Source organism: Caulobacter sp. AP07 (assembly GCF_000281955.1).
Classification (GTDB): domain Bacteria; phylum Pseudomonadota; class Alphaproteobacteria; order Caulobacterales; family Caulobacteraceae; genus Caulobacter.
The window spans coordinates 1-14,724 of sequence record NZ_AKKF01000133.1 but is presented as its reverse complement, the minus strand read 5'-3'; the positions used below and the strand labels follow the sequence as shown (position 1 = coordinate 14,724).

Below are 14,724 nucleotides of genomic sequence, written 5' to 3'. Positions count from 1 at the left end.
CGATCGCCCGAGGCGGCGTCAGTCCGCGTCCGCCTCCAGCAGTCGGGGCCCCGCGCCCTGGGCGCCCAACGCGTCCCGGGGGTTGCGCAGCGGGCAGGTCTTCAGCGACAGGCAACCGCAGCCGATGCAGTCGTCCAACTGGTCGCGCAGTTGGGTCAGGCGGCGGATGCGTTCGTCCAGTTCGGCCTGCCAGGTGCGCGACAGGGCGGCCCAGTCCTCGGCGGTCGGGGCGCGACCCTCGGGCAGCTTGGCCAGGGCCTCCTGGATCGAAGCCAGGGGAATGCCGGTGCGCTGGGCCACCTTGATCACCGCCACCCGCCGCAGCACGCCGCGCGGATAGCGCCGCTGGTTGCCCTCGGTGCGCAGGCTGCGGATCAGACCCTTGGTCTCGTAGAAGTGCAGGGTGGAGACGGCCACGCCGCTGCGCTTGGCGACGTCGCCGACGCTCAGGGTTCCGCCGGGAGCCGGGAAATCGGGTTTCGACATTGGCGCTTGACCTCAACTATGGTTGAGGTTTTACAGGGAAGGCTCCTTTCACGGCAACACCGAATTCAGGAGCCCTTCATGACCCTCGCCGTTCCCGACATCGCCACCGTCGCCGCCGTCCTGGCCCCCGACGTCTCCACCGCCCAGCCGGCGCGCAGCGTCAATTTCATCCGGATCAAGCCGGGCCGGTTCGAGGAATTCATCGTCCTGCAATCGGCCCATCTGGAGCGGATCCGCGGCACGGTTCCCGGCGTGGTCGGCGGTCGGATGTTCGTCGCGCCCGAACGGAGCGCGGTGATCCTGGTCTCCGCCTTCGAAACGGCCGAGCACGCCCAGCGCTTCCGGCAGGACCCGCGCTTCGTCGAGCACCTCGAGCGAGCGGCTTCGCTGATCGAAAGCACGGAGGCGATGCCGGTGGAGCTGGCCTATGAGATCGGGGTGATCTGAGGGGCGTCCGCCACCCTGCCGTCATCCCCCGCACGAAGGGGGATGACGGCCGCGGAGCTCAGGTCGCCGCGTTCGACCGCACGCGGACATAGCTGCCCGGGGCGTCCTCGATCGGCTTCAACGCGCCCTTGGCCGGATCGCGGGCGGCGACCAGCTTGCCCGACTTCGCCTTGAGCCAGGTCGCCCAGTGCGGCCACCACGAACCGGGGTGTTCGGCGGCGCCGGCCCGCCAGCCTTCGACCGAGCCCGGCAGGTGCTCGTTGGTCCAGTGCTGGTACTTCATGGCGTCGGGATGGTTGATCACCCCGGCGATGTGGCCCGAGCCGGCCATGGTGAAGGTCACCGGCCCGCCGAAGGCCCGCGCGCCGCGATAGACGCTGCGATAGGGGGCGATGTGGTCGTCCTTGGACGACTGGACGTAGATCGGCGTCTCGATCTTCGACAGGTCCAGCTTCTCGCCGCCCAGGGTCAGATGGCCCTTGGTCAGGGCGTTGTCCTTGTAGAAGTTGCGCAGGTAGTAGAGGTGCAGGGCCTTGGGCATGCGGGTCTGGTCGGCGTTCCAGAACAGCAGGTCGAAGGGCCGCGGCTCCTTGCCCATCAGATAGTTGTTGATGAAGAACGACCAGATCAGGTCGTTGCCGCGCAGGCTGTTGAAGGTGTCGGCCATCGACTGGCTGGGCAGGTAGCCGCCCTGGCGGTCGATCTGCTCCTCGATGGTCTTGATCCAGGTTTCGTCGGTGAACAGCAGCAGGTCGCCGGCCTCGGAGAAGTCCTGCTGGGCGGCGAAGAAGGTGGCCGAATTGATCCGCTTGTCGCCCTTGGCCGCCATGTGGGCCAGGGCGCAGGACAGCAGGGTGCCGCCGATGCAGTAGCCGACGGTGTTGACCCTATCGACGCCAGTCTGGGCCATGACCTGCTGGCTGGCGTCGTAGATGCCTTCGAACATGTAGTCCTCGAAGGTCTTGTCGGCCTGGCGGCTGTCGGGGTTGACCCACGAGGCGACGAACACCGTGAAGCCCTGGCCGGTCAGCCAGCGGATCATCGAGTTCTCGGGGCGCAGGTCGAGGATGTAGAACTTGTTGATCCACGGCGGGAAGATCAGCAGCGGAATCTCGTGGACCCGCTCGGTGGTCGGGTCGAACTGCAGCAGTTGCAGGATGTCGTTCTGGTAGACCACCTTGCCGGGCGCGGTGGCGACGTTCTCGCCGACCTTGAACTTGGCCAGGTCGGTCTGGCTGATCGCCAGCTGGCCGCCGCCGCGCTCCAGGTCGGCGGCGAAGTTCTCCATGCCGCGCACCAGGCTCTCGCCCTTGCTCTGCATCACCTCGCGCAGGGCGGCCGGGTTGGAGATCAGGAAATTCGACGGCGAGAAGGCGTCGGTCAGCATCTTGGTGAAGAACGCCACCCGCCGCTTGGCCGACGGATCGACGCCCTCGGCCTGCGAGACCAGGTCGTTCAGCCAGTTGGACGACAGCAGGTAGGACTGCTTCATCATGTCGAACATCGGATTGGAGGCCCAGTCGGGGTCGCTGAACCGCTTGTCGCCGCTGGAGGGAGTGACGACGGGCTGGGTCGGCTCGCCGGTCATCTTGCGGGCGGCCGACTGCCAGAGGTCCATGTAGCGGCTGAACAGGTCGGCCTGGGCCCGCAGCAGCCGGTCGGGCTGGGCGGCCAGGCTGGTCATCACCTCGTTGAAGGCGGGGCCGACATGGAAGGGGTCGGGGTTGAGGGCCGCCGGCCGATCGGCCTGGCGCAGCGCCGCCTCGGCGATCGCGCCCTGGGCGGTGACGGCCGCGCGGGCCAGGTTGGCCGACAGCGTCTCCAGCATCTGGCGCTGGTCGGGCGACAGGAAGGCCTCGAAATCGGGAAGGCCCGCGCCGCCGAACGCTTCAGGCTGTCGGGGCGATTCGGTTTCCGGCGCGCGCGCGGCCCCGGGGTCGGGCTTGGCGCCCGCGGGCTTGGCCTTGGCCGTCTTGGGCGCGTCCGCCGCCGAAGCCGGCTTTCCGGCCTTTGCGGGGCCGGTCTTGCGCGGTTTGGGGGAGGTTTCGGTCATGGCCATGGGCTTCCTTCCACCTTCTTGTCTTGGACCATCTCACTTGGTGACGCGGATGGCCTTTCGCTCGCCGCGATCATCGCATAAGACCTGAGGCAAGATGAACGACGAAACCGGTAAAATCGTACGTCTTGGCGTACTCTTCCGCGGCGCGGCCCTGACGGGTGTGTTCGTGGGCCTTGCCGCCTGCGCGTCGCCGTTCTCGCCGCCGCCGGCTGATCCGGCCTCGCCGGTGGCCGCCGCCGCCAACGCCGCGGCCAAGGCCTCCAAGCGCGCCGACCGCCCGTCCTTCATGGACATTCCGGCGATTCCAACCGACGTGCGCACGCCGGTCCAATTCAAGAAGGCCGTCGGCGACGAGAAGCTGGCCGCCGCCAAGCTGATGCGCGACACCGCGCCCAGCACCTGGACCCTGTCGAACACCGAGGCCTACGCTGCCAAGGCCCGCGCCGCGGCCAAGGCGCCGGCGCTCGACGCTCCGACCGACGCCGACCGCGCCGCGACCGAAGCCTTCGCGAAGGCGGCGCGCGAGCGAGCTACCGCGCCTCCGTCCAAGCCCCAATAGGGCGACGGAGGCATAATTTCCCTTGAACTGGCTTGGCTGGACCCCGCTCGGGGTCTATCCATGCCCGACATCTGCTCCCGGCGCGCCGAAGCGGCGCAATGAGCCCTTTCATGACCTCCGATTTCCACCGTATCCGTCGCCTGCCGCCTTATGTTTTCGAAGAGGTGAACAAGATCAAGGCGCGCCTGCGCGCCGAGGGCACCGACATCATCGACTTCGGCATGGGCAATCCCGACATGCCGACCCCCAAGCATATCGTCGACAAGCTGATCGAGACGGCGCGCGATCCCAAGGCTGGCCGCTATTCGGCGTCCAAGGGCATCGCCGGCCTGCGCAAGGCCATGGCCGGCTACTACGGCCGCCGCTTCGGCGTGAAGCTGAACCCCGACACCGAGGTGATCGCCACCCTGGGCTCCAAGGAAGGCTTCGCCAACCTGGCCCAGGCCCTGACCGCGCCCGGCGACGTGATCATCTGCCCCAACCCGGCCTATCCGATCCACGCCTTCGGCTTCATCATGGCCGGCGGGGTGATCCGCCACGTGCCGGCCCTGTCGCCCGAGCAGTACCTGTCCAACATCAGCCGCGCGGTGAAGCACTCGGTGCCGCCGCCCAGCGTGCTGATCCTGTCCTATCCGTCCAACCCGACGGCCCAGTGGGTGGACCTGGACTTCTACAAGGACGCTGTGGCGCTGGCCAAGAAGCACGACCTGCTGGTGATCAGCGACGTGGCCTATGGCGAGATCTATTTCGACAACAACCCGCCGCCGTCGATCCTGCAGGTCGACGGGGCCAAGGATATCGCCGTCGAGGTCAACTCGCTGTCGAAGACCTACGCCATGGCCGGCTGGCGCGTGGGCATGGTGGTCGGCAACGCCCGCATCTGCGCCGCCCTGGCCCGGGTGAAGTCCTATCTCGACTACGGCGCCTACACCCCGGTGCAGGTGGCCGCGGCCGCCGCCCTGAACGGGCCGCAGGACTGCGTCGACGAGATCCGCGCCATCTACAAGAGCCGCCGCGACACCCTGGTGTCGTCGATGCAGCGGGCCGGGTGGGACATCCCCAACCCGCCGGCCTCGATGTTCGCCTGGGCCAAGATCCCGCCGGCCTACGAGGCCGCCGGCTCGATGCTGTTCTCGCGCCTGCTGATCGAGGAGGCCGGCGTCGCCGTCGCCCCCGGCATCGGTTTCGGCGAGTACGGCGAGGGCTATGTGCGCATCGGGCTGGTCGAGAACGAGCAGCGCATCAAGCAGGCCGCCCGCAACGTCAAGAAGTTCATCGCCAACGCCGACACCATCCTGGCCAAGGCGCACAACAAGATGGAACAGGTCTGAGCCGCCCAAAATCCCCAAAAGGATGGGCGTCGCTCGGCCCCCGGAACCAGGAACGCAGAACATGACCCAGAAAACCTGGCGCGTCGGCGTCGCCGGCCTCGGCACCGTTGGCGGTGGCCTGCTGCAGTTCCTGGCCGAGCGCCCCGACTTCGCCCCGGCCGGCGACCGCGCCGTCGTGACGGCGGTGTCGGCCCGTTCGCGCTCGCGGCCGCGCACCGTCGACATCTCGGGCCTGACCTGGTTCGACGACCCCGTCGCCCTGGCCTCGTCGCCGGACGTCGACCTGTTCGTGGAGCTGGTCGGCGGTTCCGACGGTCCGGCCAAGGCCGCGGTCGAGGCGGCGCTGAAGCTGGGCAAGCCGGTGGTCACCGCCAACAAGGCCCTGATCGCCGAGCATGGCGCGGAACTGGCCGCCCTGGCCGAGGCCAACAACGCTCCGCTGCTGTTCGAGGCCGCCGTGATGGGCGGCACGCCGGCGGTGAAGATGCTGCGCGAGGCGATGGTCGGCGACGACGTCGTGGGCGTGGCCGGCATCCTCAACGGCACCTGCAACTTCATCCTCTCGGAGATGGAGAAGACCGGCCGCGACTTCGCCGATGTGCTGCGCGAGGCCCAGGCCCTGGGCTATGCCGAGGCCGACCCGACCATGGACGTCGGTGGCTTCGACGCCGGCCACAAGATCAGCATCCTGGCCGCCCTGGCCTTCGGCTGCGCGCCCGACTTCGGCGCCGCCGAGATCGAGGGCATCAGCGACGTCGAACTGCTCGACATCAAGCTGGCCAAGGACCTGGGCTATCGCATCAAGCTGGTGGCCGGCGCGGCCAAGACCGACGACGGCGTGTCGGTGAAGGTGCATCCGTCCCTGGTGCCGCTGGACCACCCGCTGGCCCAGGCCGGCGGAGCGCTCAACGCCCTGTTCATCGAGGGCAAGCGGATCGGCCGGATCTTCATCCAGGGACCCGGCGCGGGCTCGGGGCCCACCGCCGCCGCCGTGGCCGCCGACATCGCCGACGTCATGACCGGCGCCAAGCGTCCGGTGTTCCAGGCCCCGGCCGGCCAGCTGAAGCCGTTCGTCGCCGTCGATCCGGCCCGTTCGGTGGGCAAGGCCTATCTGCGGATCATGGTCCGCGACGAGCCGGGCGCCATCGCCGCCATCTCCGAAACCTTGGCCGAATGCGCCGTCTCGATCGACAGCTTCCTGCAGAAGCCCGTCGAAGGGGCGGGGGGCGTTCCCATTGTGCTCGTCACCCATGCGACTCCCGAATCCAATCTCCTGGACGCGATTAGCCGCATCGAAAAGCTGCACGCCGTGCTAGAGCGTCCCCGCCTTTTGCGCGTCGCGCGCATCTGAGAACCGCGCGAAGCGGTCGGGACTTAGGCCTCGCATAGGCTGGGAGACACTGATGAGTTCGAAGACCCTGGACCGCTCGCTGGTCCTGGACGCGGTCCGGGTGACCGAAGCCGCCGCCATCGCCTCCTGGACCATGGTGGGTCGGGGCGACGAGAAGGCGGCCGACCAGGCCGCGGTCGACGCCATGCGCAACGCGCTCAACGAACTGATCATCGACGGCGAGATCGTGATCGGCGAGGGCGAGCGCGACGAAGCGCCCATGCTCTACATCGGCGAGAAGGTCGGCACGGGCAAAGGTCCGAAGATCGACATCGCGCTGGATCCGCTGGAGGGCACCACCCTGGCGGCCAAGGCCATGCCCAACGCCCTGGCGGTGATGGCCTGGGCGCCCAAGGGCACGCTGCTGAACGCGCCAGACACCTATATGGACAAGATCGCCTGCGGTCCCGGCCTGCCGGCCGGCGTGATCGATCTCGACAAGTCGCCGGCCCAGAACGTCCGGGCCATCGCCGCGGCCAAGGGCGTCCCGCCGGAGCAGATCACCGTCTGCGTGCTCGACCGACCACGCCACGCCGAGATCATCGCCAGCGTCCGCTCGGTCGGCGCGCGGGTGCATCTGATCACCGACGGCGACGTGGCCGGGGTGATCAACACCACCGATCCCTCCACCGGCATCGACCTCTATGTCGGCTCCGGCGGCGCTCCAGAGGGCGTGCTGGCCTGCGCCGCGCTGAAGTGCGTCGGCGGCCAGTTCCAGGGCCGGCTGCTGTTCCGCAACGCCGACGAGAAGGCCCGGGCCGCCAAGTGGGGCATCACCGAGCTCGACAAGAAGTACGACCTGCACGACATCGTCCGCGCCGACGCCATCTTCGCCGCCACCGGCGTCACCTGGGGCAATCTGCTGGACGGCGTCACCTACAAGGACGGCTTCGTCCACACCCACACCCTGGTGATGAATTCGACCACCGGAACGGTGCGCGAAGTGCGGATGAAGCGGAAGGTCTAGGCGCGGCGTCGCAAGACTGCCGCCATTTCCGGGCCATAACCCTGAACCCCGCTTCGGCGGGGTAGCCGTCGTTGGCTCGCATCCACCCTTTGACTAAGGTCGCGGCGAATCCCGCCGCCATTCGAGGCCCCCGCATGACCACCCTGATCGACCTCGCCGACCATCTGGCCGCCGAGCAGACCGCCGACCCGGCGGTCAAGGACGTGATCGCGGCGATCGCCGGCGCCTGCGTCCAGATCAGCAAGGTCGTCGCTTCGGGCGCGATCTCGGGCAGTCTGGGCGCGGCGGGCCAGGTCAACGTGCAGGACGAAGAGCAGAAGAAGCTCGACATCATCACCAACGACATCCTCCGCGACGCCCTGAAGGGCTGCGCGGCGGTGGCGGGGCTGGCGTCGGAGGAACTCGAGGAGATCGAGGCGACGGGCCGGGAAGGGGGCTTCCTGGTCACCTTCGATCCGCTGGACGGCTCCAGCAACATCGACGTCAACGTCTCGGTCGGGACGATCTTCTCGATCCTGCCCGCGCCGGCCGCCGGCGTGCCCACCGAGGCCGACTTCCTGCAGCCGGGCCGCCGTCAGGTCGCCGCCGGCTACGCCGTCTACGGCCCCCAGACCATGCTGGTCCTGACCCTGTCGAACGGCGTCGTGGGGTTCACCCTCGACGCGGACGGCGCCTGGCGCCTGACCCACGGCGAGGTGGCGATCTCGCCCGACACCGCCGAATTCGCGATCAACATGTCCAACCAGCGTCACTGGGCCGAGCCGGTGCGGCGCTATATCGACGGTTGCCTGCAGGGCAAGACGGGGCCGCGCGGCAAGAACTTCAACATGCGCTGGGTGGCCTCGATGGTGGCCGACGTCCACCGCATCCTGATGCGTGGCGGCGTCTTCATGTACCCCTGGGACGCTCGCGAGCCCGAAAAGCCGGGCAAGCTGCGCCTGCTCTACGAAGCCAACCCGATGGCCCTGATCGTCGAACGGGCCGGAGGCAAGGCCACGCTCGACGGTCAGGCCGCGATCCTCGACGTACAGCCGACCAAGTTGCACCAGCGCGTGCCGGTGGTGCTCGGTTCGGCCAACGAGGTCGACCAGGTCGCGGCGGCGTAGGGGGATATGGAACGGCGGTGGCCGCCTTAGGCGTCCACCGCCTTCTTGAGAATCTCATTGATCCGGCTCTGCCATCCCGGCCCGCCTTCACGGAGCTTGTCGATAACCGTCTGATCAAGCCGAAGCGTGACTTGTTTCTTCGGTGTCTCCAGCTTTGGGCGGCCCCTCTTGGTCAGCGTGCCCGTCGCGGCCCGCACCTGTCGATTACCGTCCTTGATCTCGGCCCGCTCGAAAACCTCGTCGGACCATTCCGGCGCGTCGTCGGGATCAACCCACGGCGCTTTCGTATCTTTCACGTTCTCTGACATTGCACTCTCTCATCGAAATGATGCGTCGTGCTTCGCCACGAGGCGTCCAGACCACCAAAACCGTCTTGCGGCCAATCCGACCAATGGTCTGAAAGCGCGTTTCTCCATAGTCGAAACGATCGTCTTCCACGGTGAGCGTGAGCCCGCCGAAAAGCCTATCTGCGTGAGCGAAATCCAGCCCTCTGTTCGCAAGGGTCAACGCACGCTTTTCGTCATCGTACTCCAAATCCATTTTGAAGGCCTCGGTGTGGGTAGTCGCGGTCTTTGCCGCTGTTCAATGGCAACGTTGAGCGTGCGCATCACGACACTCCATTCCTCAGCTTCTAATTTTATGTAGCTCCAAAAAATGGTCGATGTCAATTATTGTAGCGCCAGAAAATCGTGGGGCCTGACGTCCGATTTTGACGCATCCACGCCCTATCCTCCATCTGCGCGCCGCATGGAGCGAATCCGCCAATAGGCGTACGCTCGGGAGATGACCACGACAGCCAAGTTCCGCATTCTCGGCCGCTTTCCCGCTCGGGAGCGCTGAATGATGGCCGATGGACACGCCCCTCTCGCCTCCGGGCACTTCCTCGACGTCTCGCACTCGCTGAGCGGCCGGGCCTGGCGTGAGCGGCCGGGCGACGCGGCCGCCGCGCGCAGCCACCAGCAGATCCGCGGCCTGTCCGAGCCCCTGGCCCGGGCCCTGGCCTCGCGTGGCGTGGGCGTCGACGGGGCCGAGAACTATCTGCGGCCGACCCTCAAGGCGCTGTTTCCCGACCCGTCGAGCTTCACCGACATGGACGAGGCGGCGCGGATCCTGATCGACGCGCTGGAAAGCGGTCGCTCGACCATGGTGTTCGCCGACTACGACGTCGACGGGGCCACCAGCGCCGCCCAACTGGTGCGCTGGTTCCGGCACATGGGCGTCGAGCTGCCGATCTACATCCCCGACCGCCTGACCGAGGGCTACGGCCCCAGCCCGGCGGCCTTCAAGACCATCCGCGACACCGGGGCCGAGTTGGTCGTCACCCTCGACTGCGGGGCGGCGGCCTACGACGCCATCGCCAGCGCCGCCACCATCGGGCTGGAGGTGGTGGTGATCGACCACCACCTGATGCGCGAGGACCCGCCGGCGGCCGCCGCCGTGGTCAATCCCAATCGTCCGGGCTGCCAGAGCGGGCAGGGGGTGCTGGCCGCCGCCGGCGTGACCTTCGTGCTGCTGGTCGCCCTCAACCGCGAGGCCCGCAAGCGCGGCCTGTTCAGCGAAGACCGTCCCGAACCCGACCTGCGCCAGTGGCTGGACCTGGTGGCCATGGGCGAGGTCTGCGACGTCACCCAGCTGGTCGGCTTCAACCGCGCCCTGACGACCCTGGGGCTGCGCACCATGTCCAGCTGGGGCAATCCGGGCCTCAAGGCCCTGTTCGAGGTGGGCAAGGGTTCGGGCCCGGCCTCGGTGTTCCACGCCGGCTTCATCCTGGGGCCGCGAATCAACGCCGGCGGCCGGATCGGTCGCTCCGACCTCGGCGCCCGTCTTCTGTCCACGGACGATCCGCTGGAGGCCCGGGCCCTGGCCGAGGAACTCGACGGCCTCAACACCGAACGCAAGGCCGTCGAGGCCGGGGTGGTCGAGGAGGCCGCGGCCATCCTCGAGCGCGGCAGCAACTTCAACCCCGACGCGCCGGTCATCGTCGTGGCGGGAGAGGGCTGGCACCCCGGGGTGATCGGCATCGTCGCCGGCCGCCTGCGCGAGCGCTATCGCAAGCCCGTCGTGGTGATCGGCATCGACCGCGCCGCCAATGTCGGCAAGGGCTCGGGCCGCTCGCAGCCGGGCGTCAATCTGGGCGCGGCGATCCAGGCGGCCTTCGAGGCTGGCTTGCTGATGGCCGGCGGCGGTCACGCCATGGCGGCGGGCCTCAGCATCCGCCCTGATTCCATTCCCGAGTTCCGCGCCTTCCTCGAAGAGCGCCTGGCTGGCGAAATGGAAGCCGTGGGCGTCGAGGGGGTCGATATCGACGCCCTGGTCCAGCCCCGCGCCGCCAATCGCGCCCTGTGGACCGAGTTCCAGCAACTGGCGCCGTTCGGTCCCGGCAACCCCGAACCGATGTTCGCCCTGGCCGGCGTGCGTCCCGAGCGGATGATGGCGATGAAGGGCGGCCATGTGCGAGTCGACCTGGTCGGGCCGTCGGGCGACCGAATCAAGGCGATCTCCTGGCGCTCGGCCGAGACCGTCCTGGGCCAGCGCCTCCTGGCCGGCGGCGGGGCGCTGCACGTCGTGGGTCGTCTGAAACCGGACGATTACATGGGCCGGGAAGGGGTTCAGCTGGAGATCGAGGACGCCGCCGACCCCCGTATGCGCACGACTTGAAAAAACTGCGCCGGGTCGCTTGCGCCCCGGGGGGAAGCTTTGTATATCGCCTGCTCTTCGCGGCCACGTGGTCCCTTCGTCTATCGGTTAGGACGCCAGATTTTCATTCTGGAGAGAGGGGTTCGACTCCCCTAGGGACTACCACCGCGAAGCCTACTTAGACTTTACATGCGAATACCCGCCTAATGCAGGCGCCGTGGTCCCTTCGTCTATCGGTTAGGACGCCAGATTTTCATTCTGGAGAGAGGGGTTCGACTCCCCTAGGGACTACCACCGCCACGGACATTTCAGGTTGATGTCGATCTAGACGCTGCGACGAAATGTCGCGGGCGTTGATTGACGGCCCTTCCCCGACGATTGGTTATTGACGGCTCTCGTTCCGCGAGAACAGTGTTATTCTGTGGTGCTCGCCCGCTAGGGCTGTTTGGGCGAGCCAGAGGGGCGGAATGTCTGGTTTCGATTTCGAAGAATCGGGATCGCACGAGGAATTTGTGCGCATCAGCGGTCGTGTGAAATGGTTCGATACGGGGAAGGGCTACGGTTTCATCGTACCCGACGATCCCGGTCAGACCGGCTTGAAGGACGTGCTGCTGCATGTCACCTCGCTGCGCAATTGCGGGCGGGAGACGGCGCTGGAGGGCGCGGTCATCGTCTGCGACGTGGTTAAGCGGCCCAAGGGCTGGCAGGTGTCCGAGGTCGTCGACCTGGACGAAAGCGCCGCCAGCGCGCCGATGGAGCGCCCCAAGCGGGCGTTCGGCGATGGCGGGATGGGCCTGCGCCGCGACCATGGGCTGCGCTCCGGCATCGACAGCGGCCGCCAGGCCCTGGAGCCCGTCGGTCCGGCCGAGCGGGCCAAGGTCAAGTGGTTCAACCGCACCAAGGGCTATGGCTTCGTGGTCCGCGACGGCCAGCCGGGCGACATCTTCGTCCATATCGAGACCCTGCGGCGCGGCGGTCTGGAAGACCTGCAGCCGGGCGACGACGTGATGGTGCGCTTCGCCGAGGGCCCCAAGGGCCTAGTGGTCGCCGAGATCACGGCCGGCGAGGACTGACTTTCGCCATCGGCCAGGCGCGTCGTATGGATTGAACCGTCGCGCGACGCGCGGCGGTTTTGGCCTGTTGGCGGCCGGGGAACAGCGGTGGCGAGGTTGGCGTGGCTTTGATGACGAAGATCGGACGGCGGGTCCTGGCCCTGGCGGCGCTCGGCGCGGTCCTGGTCGCGACTCCGACCTACGCCTACCAGGCCAAGCCAAGGCCGGCCGCTGTCGCCGCCAAGCCGGCGGCCAGGCTCGACACCGTCGAGATTCTGACCAGCCGGGGTCCGGCCAGGTTCACCGTCGAACTGGCCATCACCTCGGCCGAGCAGCAGCGCGGCCTGATGTTCCGCAAGTCGCTGGCCCCCGACCGCGGCATGCTGTTCCCCTACAGCAAGCCCCAGCGGGCGGCGTTCTGGATGAAGAACACCCTGATCCCGCTGGACATCATCTACATCGCGCCGGACGGCCGGGTGCTGTCGATCGCCCGCAACGCCGTGCCGCACGACGAGACCCCGATCCCCTCCGGCGGCGTCATCGGCGGCGTGCTGGAGATCGCCGGGGGGCGGGCGGCGCAACTGGGCATTCTGCCCGGCGACCGGGTGCTCAACAAAATCTTCCCGAAAGGCTGAGTTCTACCGGAAAGCTGGACGCGGCGCGTTGCCCCGCGCGGCGAAGCCCTGTAGAGCACGCGCCTGCCGGTGTTCCGGAGCGTAGCGCAGCCTGGTAGCGCATCTGGTTTGGGACCAGAGGGTCGCAGGTTCAAATCCTGCCGCTCCGACCACCGCAGGCCCCTCCTAGGGGCAAGGAACGACCTGGAGAGGCTCATGCTCGCGCGCATCTACCGCCCCGCCAAGACCGCCATGCAGTCCGGCAAGGCCAAGACCACCGACTGGGTGCTGGAATTCGAGCCGGCCTCGGCCAGACGTTCCGACCCGCTGATGGGCTGGACCCAGTCGAGCGACATGAACGGCCAGGTCCGCCTGAGCTTCGAGACCCGCGACGAGGCGATCGCCTACGCCCAGCGCCATGAGATCTCGTTCCAGCTGTTCGAGCCCAAGACGCCCAAGCGCATCATCAAGACCTATGCCGACAACTTCGCCGCTGGTCGCCGCCAACCCTGGACGCACTAGCCGTTCGGCCCCAAGGTTTCCTTGGTTCGCGCCCTTAGCTCAGTTGGATAGAGCACTCGCCTTCTAAGCGAGCGGTCGCTGGTTCGAATCCAGCAGGGCGCGCCAACGGTTCCTGGGGAAATATTCTCCCATAAAATCAATGATTTAGTGTTGATTTTGGATTTGGCGTCAAGCGCCACACCTGCAGAAATTTCATAAGCTTTTGATTCTGTTGAATATGTAGGGCCGTGCTGGTCGACATGACACATGTTCTGGGATTGCATCGCGTTCCATGCGTCGTGCGAGTTCGCTAGCGCGGCTTGATGTTCTGGAACAGGCATACGGTGTGGGGCCCACGGGGTTCGTCATCGCCTCGGCCGCCTGCCAACATTCTCCAACCTATCCGTGTGTGTCATGTTAGTCTCACCGACGAGGTGTGGAGGTCGTCGCCTTGTTGAACGCTTGTCCGGTTGGCGATCGCTCGGGCGGGCGATCTTCAGTTCACGCCGCCGCGCGGAGCCTGTTCCAGTTGCCATCGAGTAGCCAGGGCTGAAGGGGAGCTGCGGATGCGAATAACGTCTTGGACGCGATTGGCGATAATCCGGGTCCTCGGCGTGGCCGGGACCGCGATGGTCGCCACCGCCGTCCACGCCGAAACACAGATCAATTTCGCCAATCTCTCGATCGAGGAGCTCGGCGAGATCCAGGTGACGTCCGTCTCCAAGCGCGCCGAACCCGTGAGGGAGGCGCCGTCGGCGATCTATGTCATCACCCATGACGACATCGTCCGGTCGGGCGCGCGAACGGTGCCGGAAATGCTCCGCCTGGCCCCCAATCTCCAGGTGCAGCAGTTCTCCGCCAGCCGATACATCATCACGGCGCGCGGCTTCAACGGCAACGAGGCGGCACAGAACCGCACCAACAAGCTGCTGGTGCTGATCGACGGCCGCAGCGTCTACACGCCGCTGTATTCCGGCGTCTATTGGGACATGCAGGATGTCCTGCCGGCCGACATCGACCGCATCGAGGTGGTCAGCGGGCCCGGCGCGACCCTCTGGGGGGCCAACGCCGTCAACGGCGTGATCAACATCACCACGCGAAAATCGGGCGACTCCCAGGGCGGTTTCCTGGAGGCGGGCGGGGGAAGCCGCGAGCGTTCGATCAGCCTGCGCTACGGCGGCCGGCTCGGCGAAAACCTGACCTATCGCGTCTATGTGCGCGACCTGAAGGCGGACAGCATGGGGACTATCGCCGCCGACGGCTCGGCGGACCACGACCTGTCCCGGACGCAGGGCGGTTTCCGCCTCGACTGGACCCCGGCGTCGGGCAGCGCCCTGACGCTGCTGGGCGACGTCTACGACGGCGAGTCGGACAACGGCCTGGCGGGGCGCAATCTGCTCGCGCGCTGGACCCGTCTGGGCGACGGCGGGGCGGAGCTCCAGGTCCAGGCCTACTATGATCGCGCCGTGCGTCGCGGCGTCTTCAAGGTGGACACCTACGACGTCGATGTCCGCCACAGCTTCGATCTCGGCGCCCGGCAGGCAGTCGTCTGGGGCGGCGGCTTCCGCCACAGCC

Annotated in this window: 15 protein-coding genes and 4 tRNA genes; 15 read left to right on the top strand and 4 right to left on the bottom strand. The window is 67.4% G+C overall.

The annotated features are described in order from the left end of the window. Positions 1 to 18: 18 nt before the first annotated feature. Positions 19 to 486 carry a redox-sensitive transcriptional activator SoxR gene (soxR, locus tag PMI01_RS09260; RefSeq protein ID WP_007667173.1) on the bottom strand — a complete coding sequence of 156 codons (468 nt, stop codon included), beginning with the start codon at positions 484 to 486 and terminating at the stop codon, positions 19 to 21. A 78-nt stretch (positions 487 to 564) separates the two neighbouring features. Between soxR and PMI01_RS09255 the strand changes: the two genes are divergently transcribed. Continuing rightward, positions 565 to 933, top strand: a complete 369-nt coding sequence (locus PMI01_RS09255) for a putative quinol monooxygenase (protein WP_007667170.1) — start codon at positions 565 to 567, stop codon at positions 931 to 933. 58 nt (positions 934 to 991) lie between these two features. Here PMI01_RS09255 and phaC read toward each other — a convergent pair whose 3' ends face one another. Next, positions 992 to 2,992: a class I poly(R)-hydroxyalkanoic acid synthase gene (phaC, locus tag PMI01_RS09250; protein WP_007667168.1), complete on the bottom strand. Its 2,001-nt coding sequence runs from the start codon at positions 2,990 to 2,992 to the stop codon at positions 992 to 994. A gap of 94 nt (positions 2,993 to 3,086) precedes the next feature. Here phaC and PMI01_RS09245 point away from each other — a divergent pair, with 94 nt between their 5' ends. The 5 genes from PMI01_RS09245 to PMI01_RS09225 all read left to right on the top strand — a co-directional run bounded on the left by PMI01_RS09245 (position 3,087) and on the right by PMI01_RS09225 (position 8,345). Then, positions 3,087 to 3,551 (top strand): hypothetical protein, encoded by a 465-nt coding sequence (locus tag PMI01_RS09245; RefSeq protein ID WP_007667167.1) that lies wholly within the window; start codon positions 3,087 to 3,089, stop codon positions 3,549 to 3,551. A gap of 110 nt (positions 3,552 to 3,661) precedes the next feature. Then, entirely contained in the window at positions 3,662 to 4,882 is a 1,221-nt protein-coding gene (locus PMI01_RS09240) for an LL-diaminopimelate aminotransferase (protein ID WP_007667165.1), read from the top strand. A gap of 61 nt (positions 4,883 to 4,943) precedes the next feature. After that, positions 4,944 to 6,233, top strand: a complete 1,290-nt coding sequence (locus tag PMI01_RS09235) for a homoserine dehydrogenase (protein ID WP_007667163.1) — start codon at positions 4,944 to 4,946, stop codon at positions 6,231 to 6,233. A 52-nt stretch (positions 6,234 to 6,285) separates the two neighbouring features. Beyond that, positions 6,286 to 7,239, top strand: coding sequence for a class II fructose-bisphosphatase (gene glpX / locus PMI01_RS09230; RefSeq protein ID WP_007667161.1), 954 nt, complete (start codon positions 6,286 to 6,288; stop codon positions 7,237 to 7,239). A 134-nt stretch (positions 7,240 to 7,373) separates the two neighbouring features. Beyond that, complete coding sequence (locus tag PMI01_RS09225; protein WP_007667159.1) at positions 7,374 to 8,345, top strand: class 1 fructose-bisphosphatase; 972 nt, start codon at positions 7,374 to 7,376, stop codon at positions 8,343 to 8,345. Positions 8,346 to 8,371: 26 nt separating this feature from the next. On the opposite strand, the gene PMI01_RS09220 is transcribed toward PMI01_RS09225, so the two are convergent. Further along, on the bottom strand, positions 8,372 to 8,653 hold the full coding sequence (locus tag PMI01_RS09220) for a BrnA antitoxin family protein (protein WP_007667157.1): 282 nt from the start codon (positions 8,651 to 8,653) through the stop codon (positions 8,372 to 8,374). After that, positions 8,613 to 8,885 (bottom strand): BrnT family toxin, encoded by a 273-nt coding sequence (locus PMI01_RS26410; protein WP_081497653.1) that lies wholly within the window; start codon positions 8,883 to 8,885, stop codon positions 8,613 to 8,615. Before PMI01_RS26410 ends, PMI01_RS09220 begins: the two co-directional genes overlap by 41 nt. A 300-nt stretch (positions 8,886 to 9,185) precedes the next feature. Here PMI01_RS26410 and recJ point away from each other — a divergent pair, with 300 nt between their 5' ends. The 9 genes from recJ to PMI01_RS09175 form a co-directional block, all read left to right on the top strand. Further along, positions 9,186 to 11,003 carry a single-stranded-DNA-specific exonuclease RecJ gene (gene recJ / locus PMI01_RS09215; protein WP_035035538.1) on the top strand — a complete coding sequence of 606 codons (1,818 nt, stop codon included), beginning with the start codon at positions 9,186 to 9,188 and terminating at the stop codon, positions 11,001 to 11,003. Between the two features lie 69 nt (positions 11,004 to 11,072). Next, positions 11,073 to 11,147, top strand: a tRNA-Glu gene (locus PMI01_RS09210). Positions 11,148 to 11,201: 54 nt separating this feature from the next. Continuing rightward, positions 11,202 to 11,276 (top strand) — tRNA-Glu (locus tag PMI01_RS09205). A gap of 173 nt (positions 11,277 to 11,449) precedes the next feature. After that, positions 11,450 to 12,055 (top strand): stationary phase survival cold shock domain protein CspD, encoded by a 606-nt coding sequence (cspD, locus tag PMI01_RS09200; protein ID WP_007667150.1) that lies wholly within the window; start codon positions 11,450 to 11,452, stop codon positions 12,053 to 12,055. A 110-nt stretch (positions 12,056 to 12,165) separates the two neighbouring features. Beyond that, positions 12,166 to 12,669 carry a DUF192 domain-containing protein gene (locus PMI01_RS09195; RefSeq protein WP_035035533.1) on the top strand — a complete coding sequence of 168 codons (504 nt, stop codon included), beginning with the start codon at positions 12,166 to 12,168 and terminating at the stop codon, positions 12,667 to 12,669. A gap of 75 nt (positions 12,670 to 12,744) precedes the next feature. Continuing rightward, positions 12,745 to 12,821: transfer RNA gene (locus PMI01_RS09190), tRNA-Pro, on the top strand. Between the two features lie 43 nt (positions 12,822 to 12,864). Next, a complete protein-coding gene (locus PMI01_RS09185) occupies positions 12,865 to 13,170 on the top strand; it encodes an ETC complex I subunit (RefSeq protein ID WP_007667148.1) in 306 nt (101 codons plus the stop codon). 28 nt (positions 13,171 to 13,198) lie between these two features. Then, positions 13,199 to 13,275 (top strand) — tRNA-Arg (locus PMI01_RS09180). Between the two features lie 488 nt (positions 13,276 to 13,763). Then, positions 13,764 to 14,724: TonB-dependent receptor plug domain-containing protein (locus tag PMI01_RS09175; RefSeq protein ID WP_162136384.1), on the top strand; the 961-nt coding region annotated here is incomplete at its 3' end.

Coding starts and splice junctions, on each gene's coding strand:
- soxR (WP_007667173.1), bottom strand. CDS start 486: ATGTCGAAACCCGATTTCCCGGCTCCCGGCGGAACCCTGAGCGTCGGC.
- PMI01_RS09255 (WP_007667170.1), top strand. CDS start 565: ATGACCCTCGCCGTTCCCGACATCGCCACCGTCGCCGCCGTCCTGGCC.
- phaC (WP_007667168.1), bottom strand. CDS start 2,992: ATGGCCATGACCGAAACCTCCCCCAAACCGCGCAAGACCGGCCCCGCA.
- PMI01_RS09245 (WP_007667167.1), top strand. CDS start 3,087: ATGAACGACGAAACCGGTAAAATCGTACGTCTTGGCGTACTCTTCCGC.
- PMI01_RS09240 (WP_007667165.1), top strand. CDS start 3,662: ATGACCTCCGATTTCCACCGTATCCGTCGCCTGCCGCCTTATGTTTTC.
- PMI01_RS09235 (WP_007667163.1), top strand. CDS start 4,944: ATGACCCAGAAAACCTGGCGCGTCGGCGTCGCCGGCCTCGGCACCGTT.
- glpX (WP_007667161.1), top strand. CDS start 6,286: ATGAGTTCGAAGACCCTGGACCGCTCGCTGGTCCTGGACGCGGTCCGG.
- PMI01_RS09225 (WP_007667159.1), top strand. CDS start 7,374: ATGACCACCCTGATCGACCTCGCCGACCATCTGGCCGCCGAGCAGACC.
- PMI01_RS09220 (WP_007667157.1), bottom strand. CDS start 8,653: ATGTCAGAGAACGTGAAAGATACGAAAGCGCCGTGGGTTGATCCCGAC.
- PMI01_RS26410 (WP_081497653.1), bottom strand. CDS start 8,885: ATGGATTTGGAGTACGATGACGAAAAGCGTGCGTTGACCCTTGCGAAC.
- recJ (WP_035035538.1), top strand. CDS start 9,186: ATGATGGCCGATGGACACGCCCCTCTCGCCTCCGGGCACTTCCTCGAC.
- cspD (WP_007667150.1), top strand. CDS start 11,450: ATGTCTGGTTTCGATTTCGAAGAATCGGGATCGCACGAGGAATTTGTG.
- PMI01_RS09195 (WP_035035533.1), top strand. CDS start 12,166: ATGACGAAGATCGGACGGCGGGTCCTGGCCCTGGCGGCGCTCGGCGCG.
- PMI01_RS09185 (WP_007667148.1), top strand. CDS start 12,865: ATGCTCGCGCGCATCTACCGCCCCGCCAAGACCGCCATGCAGTCCGGC.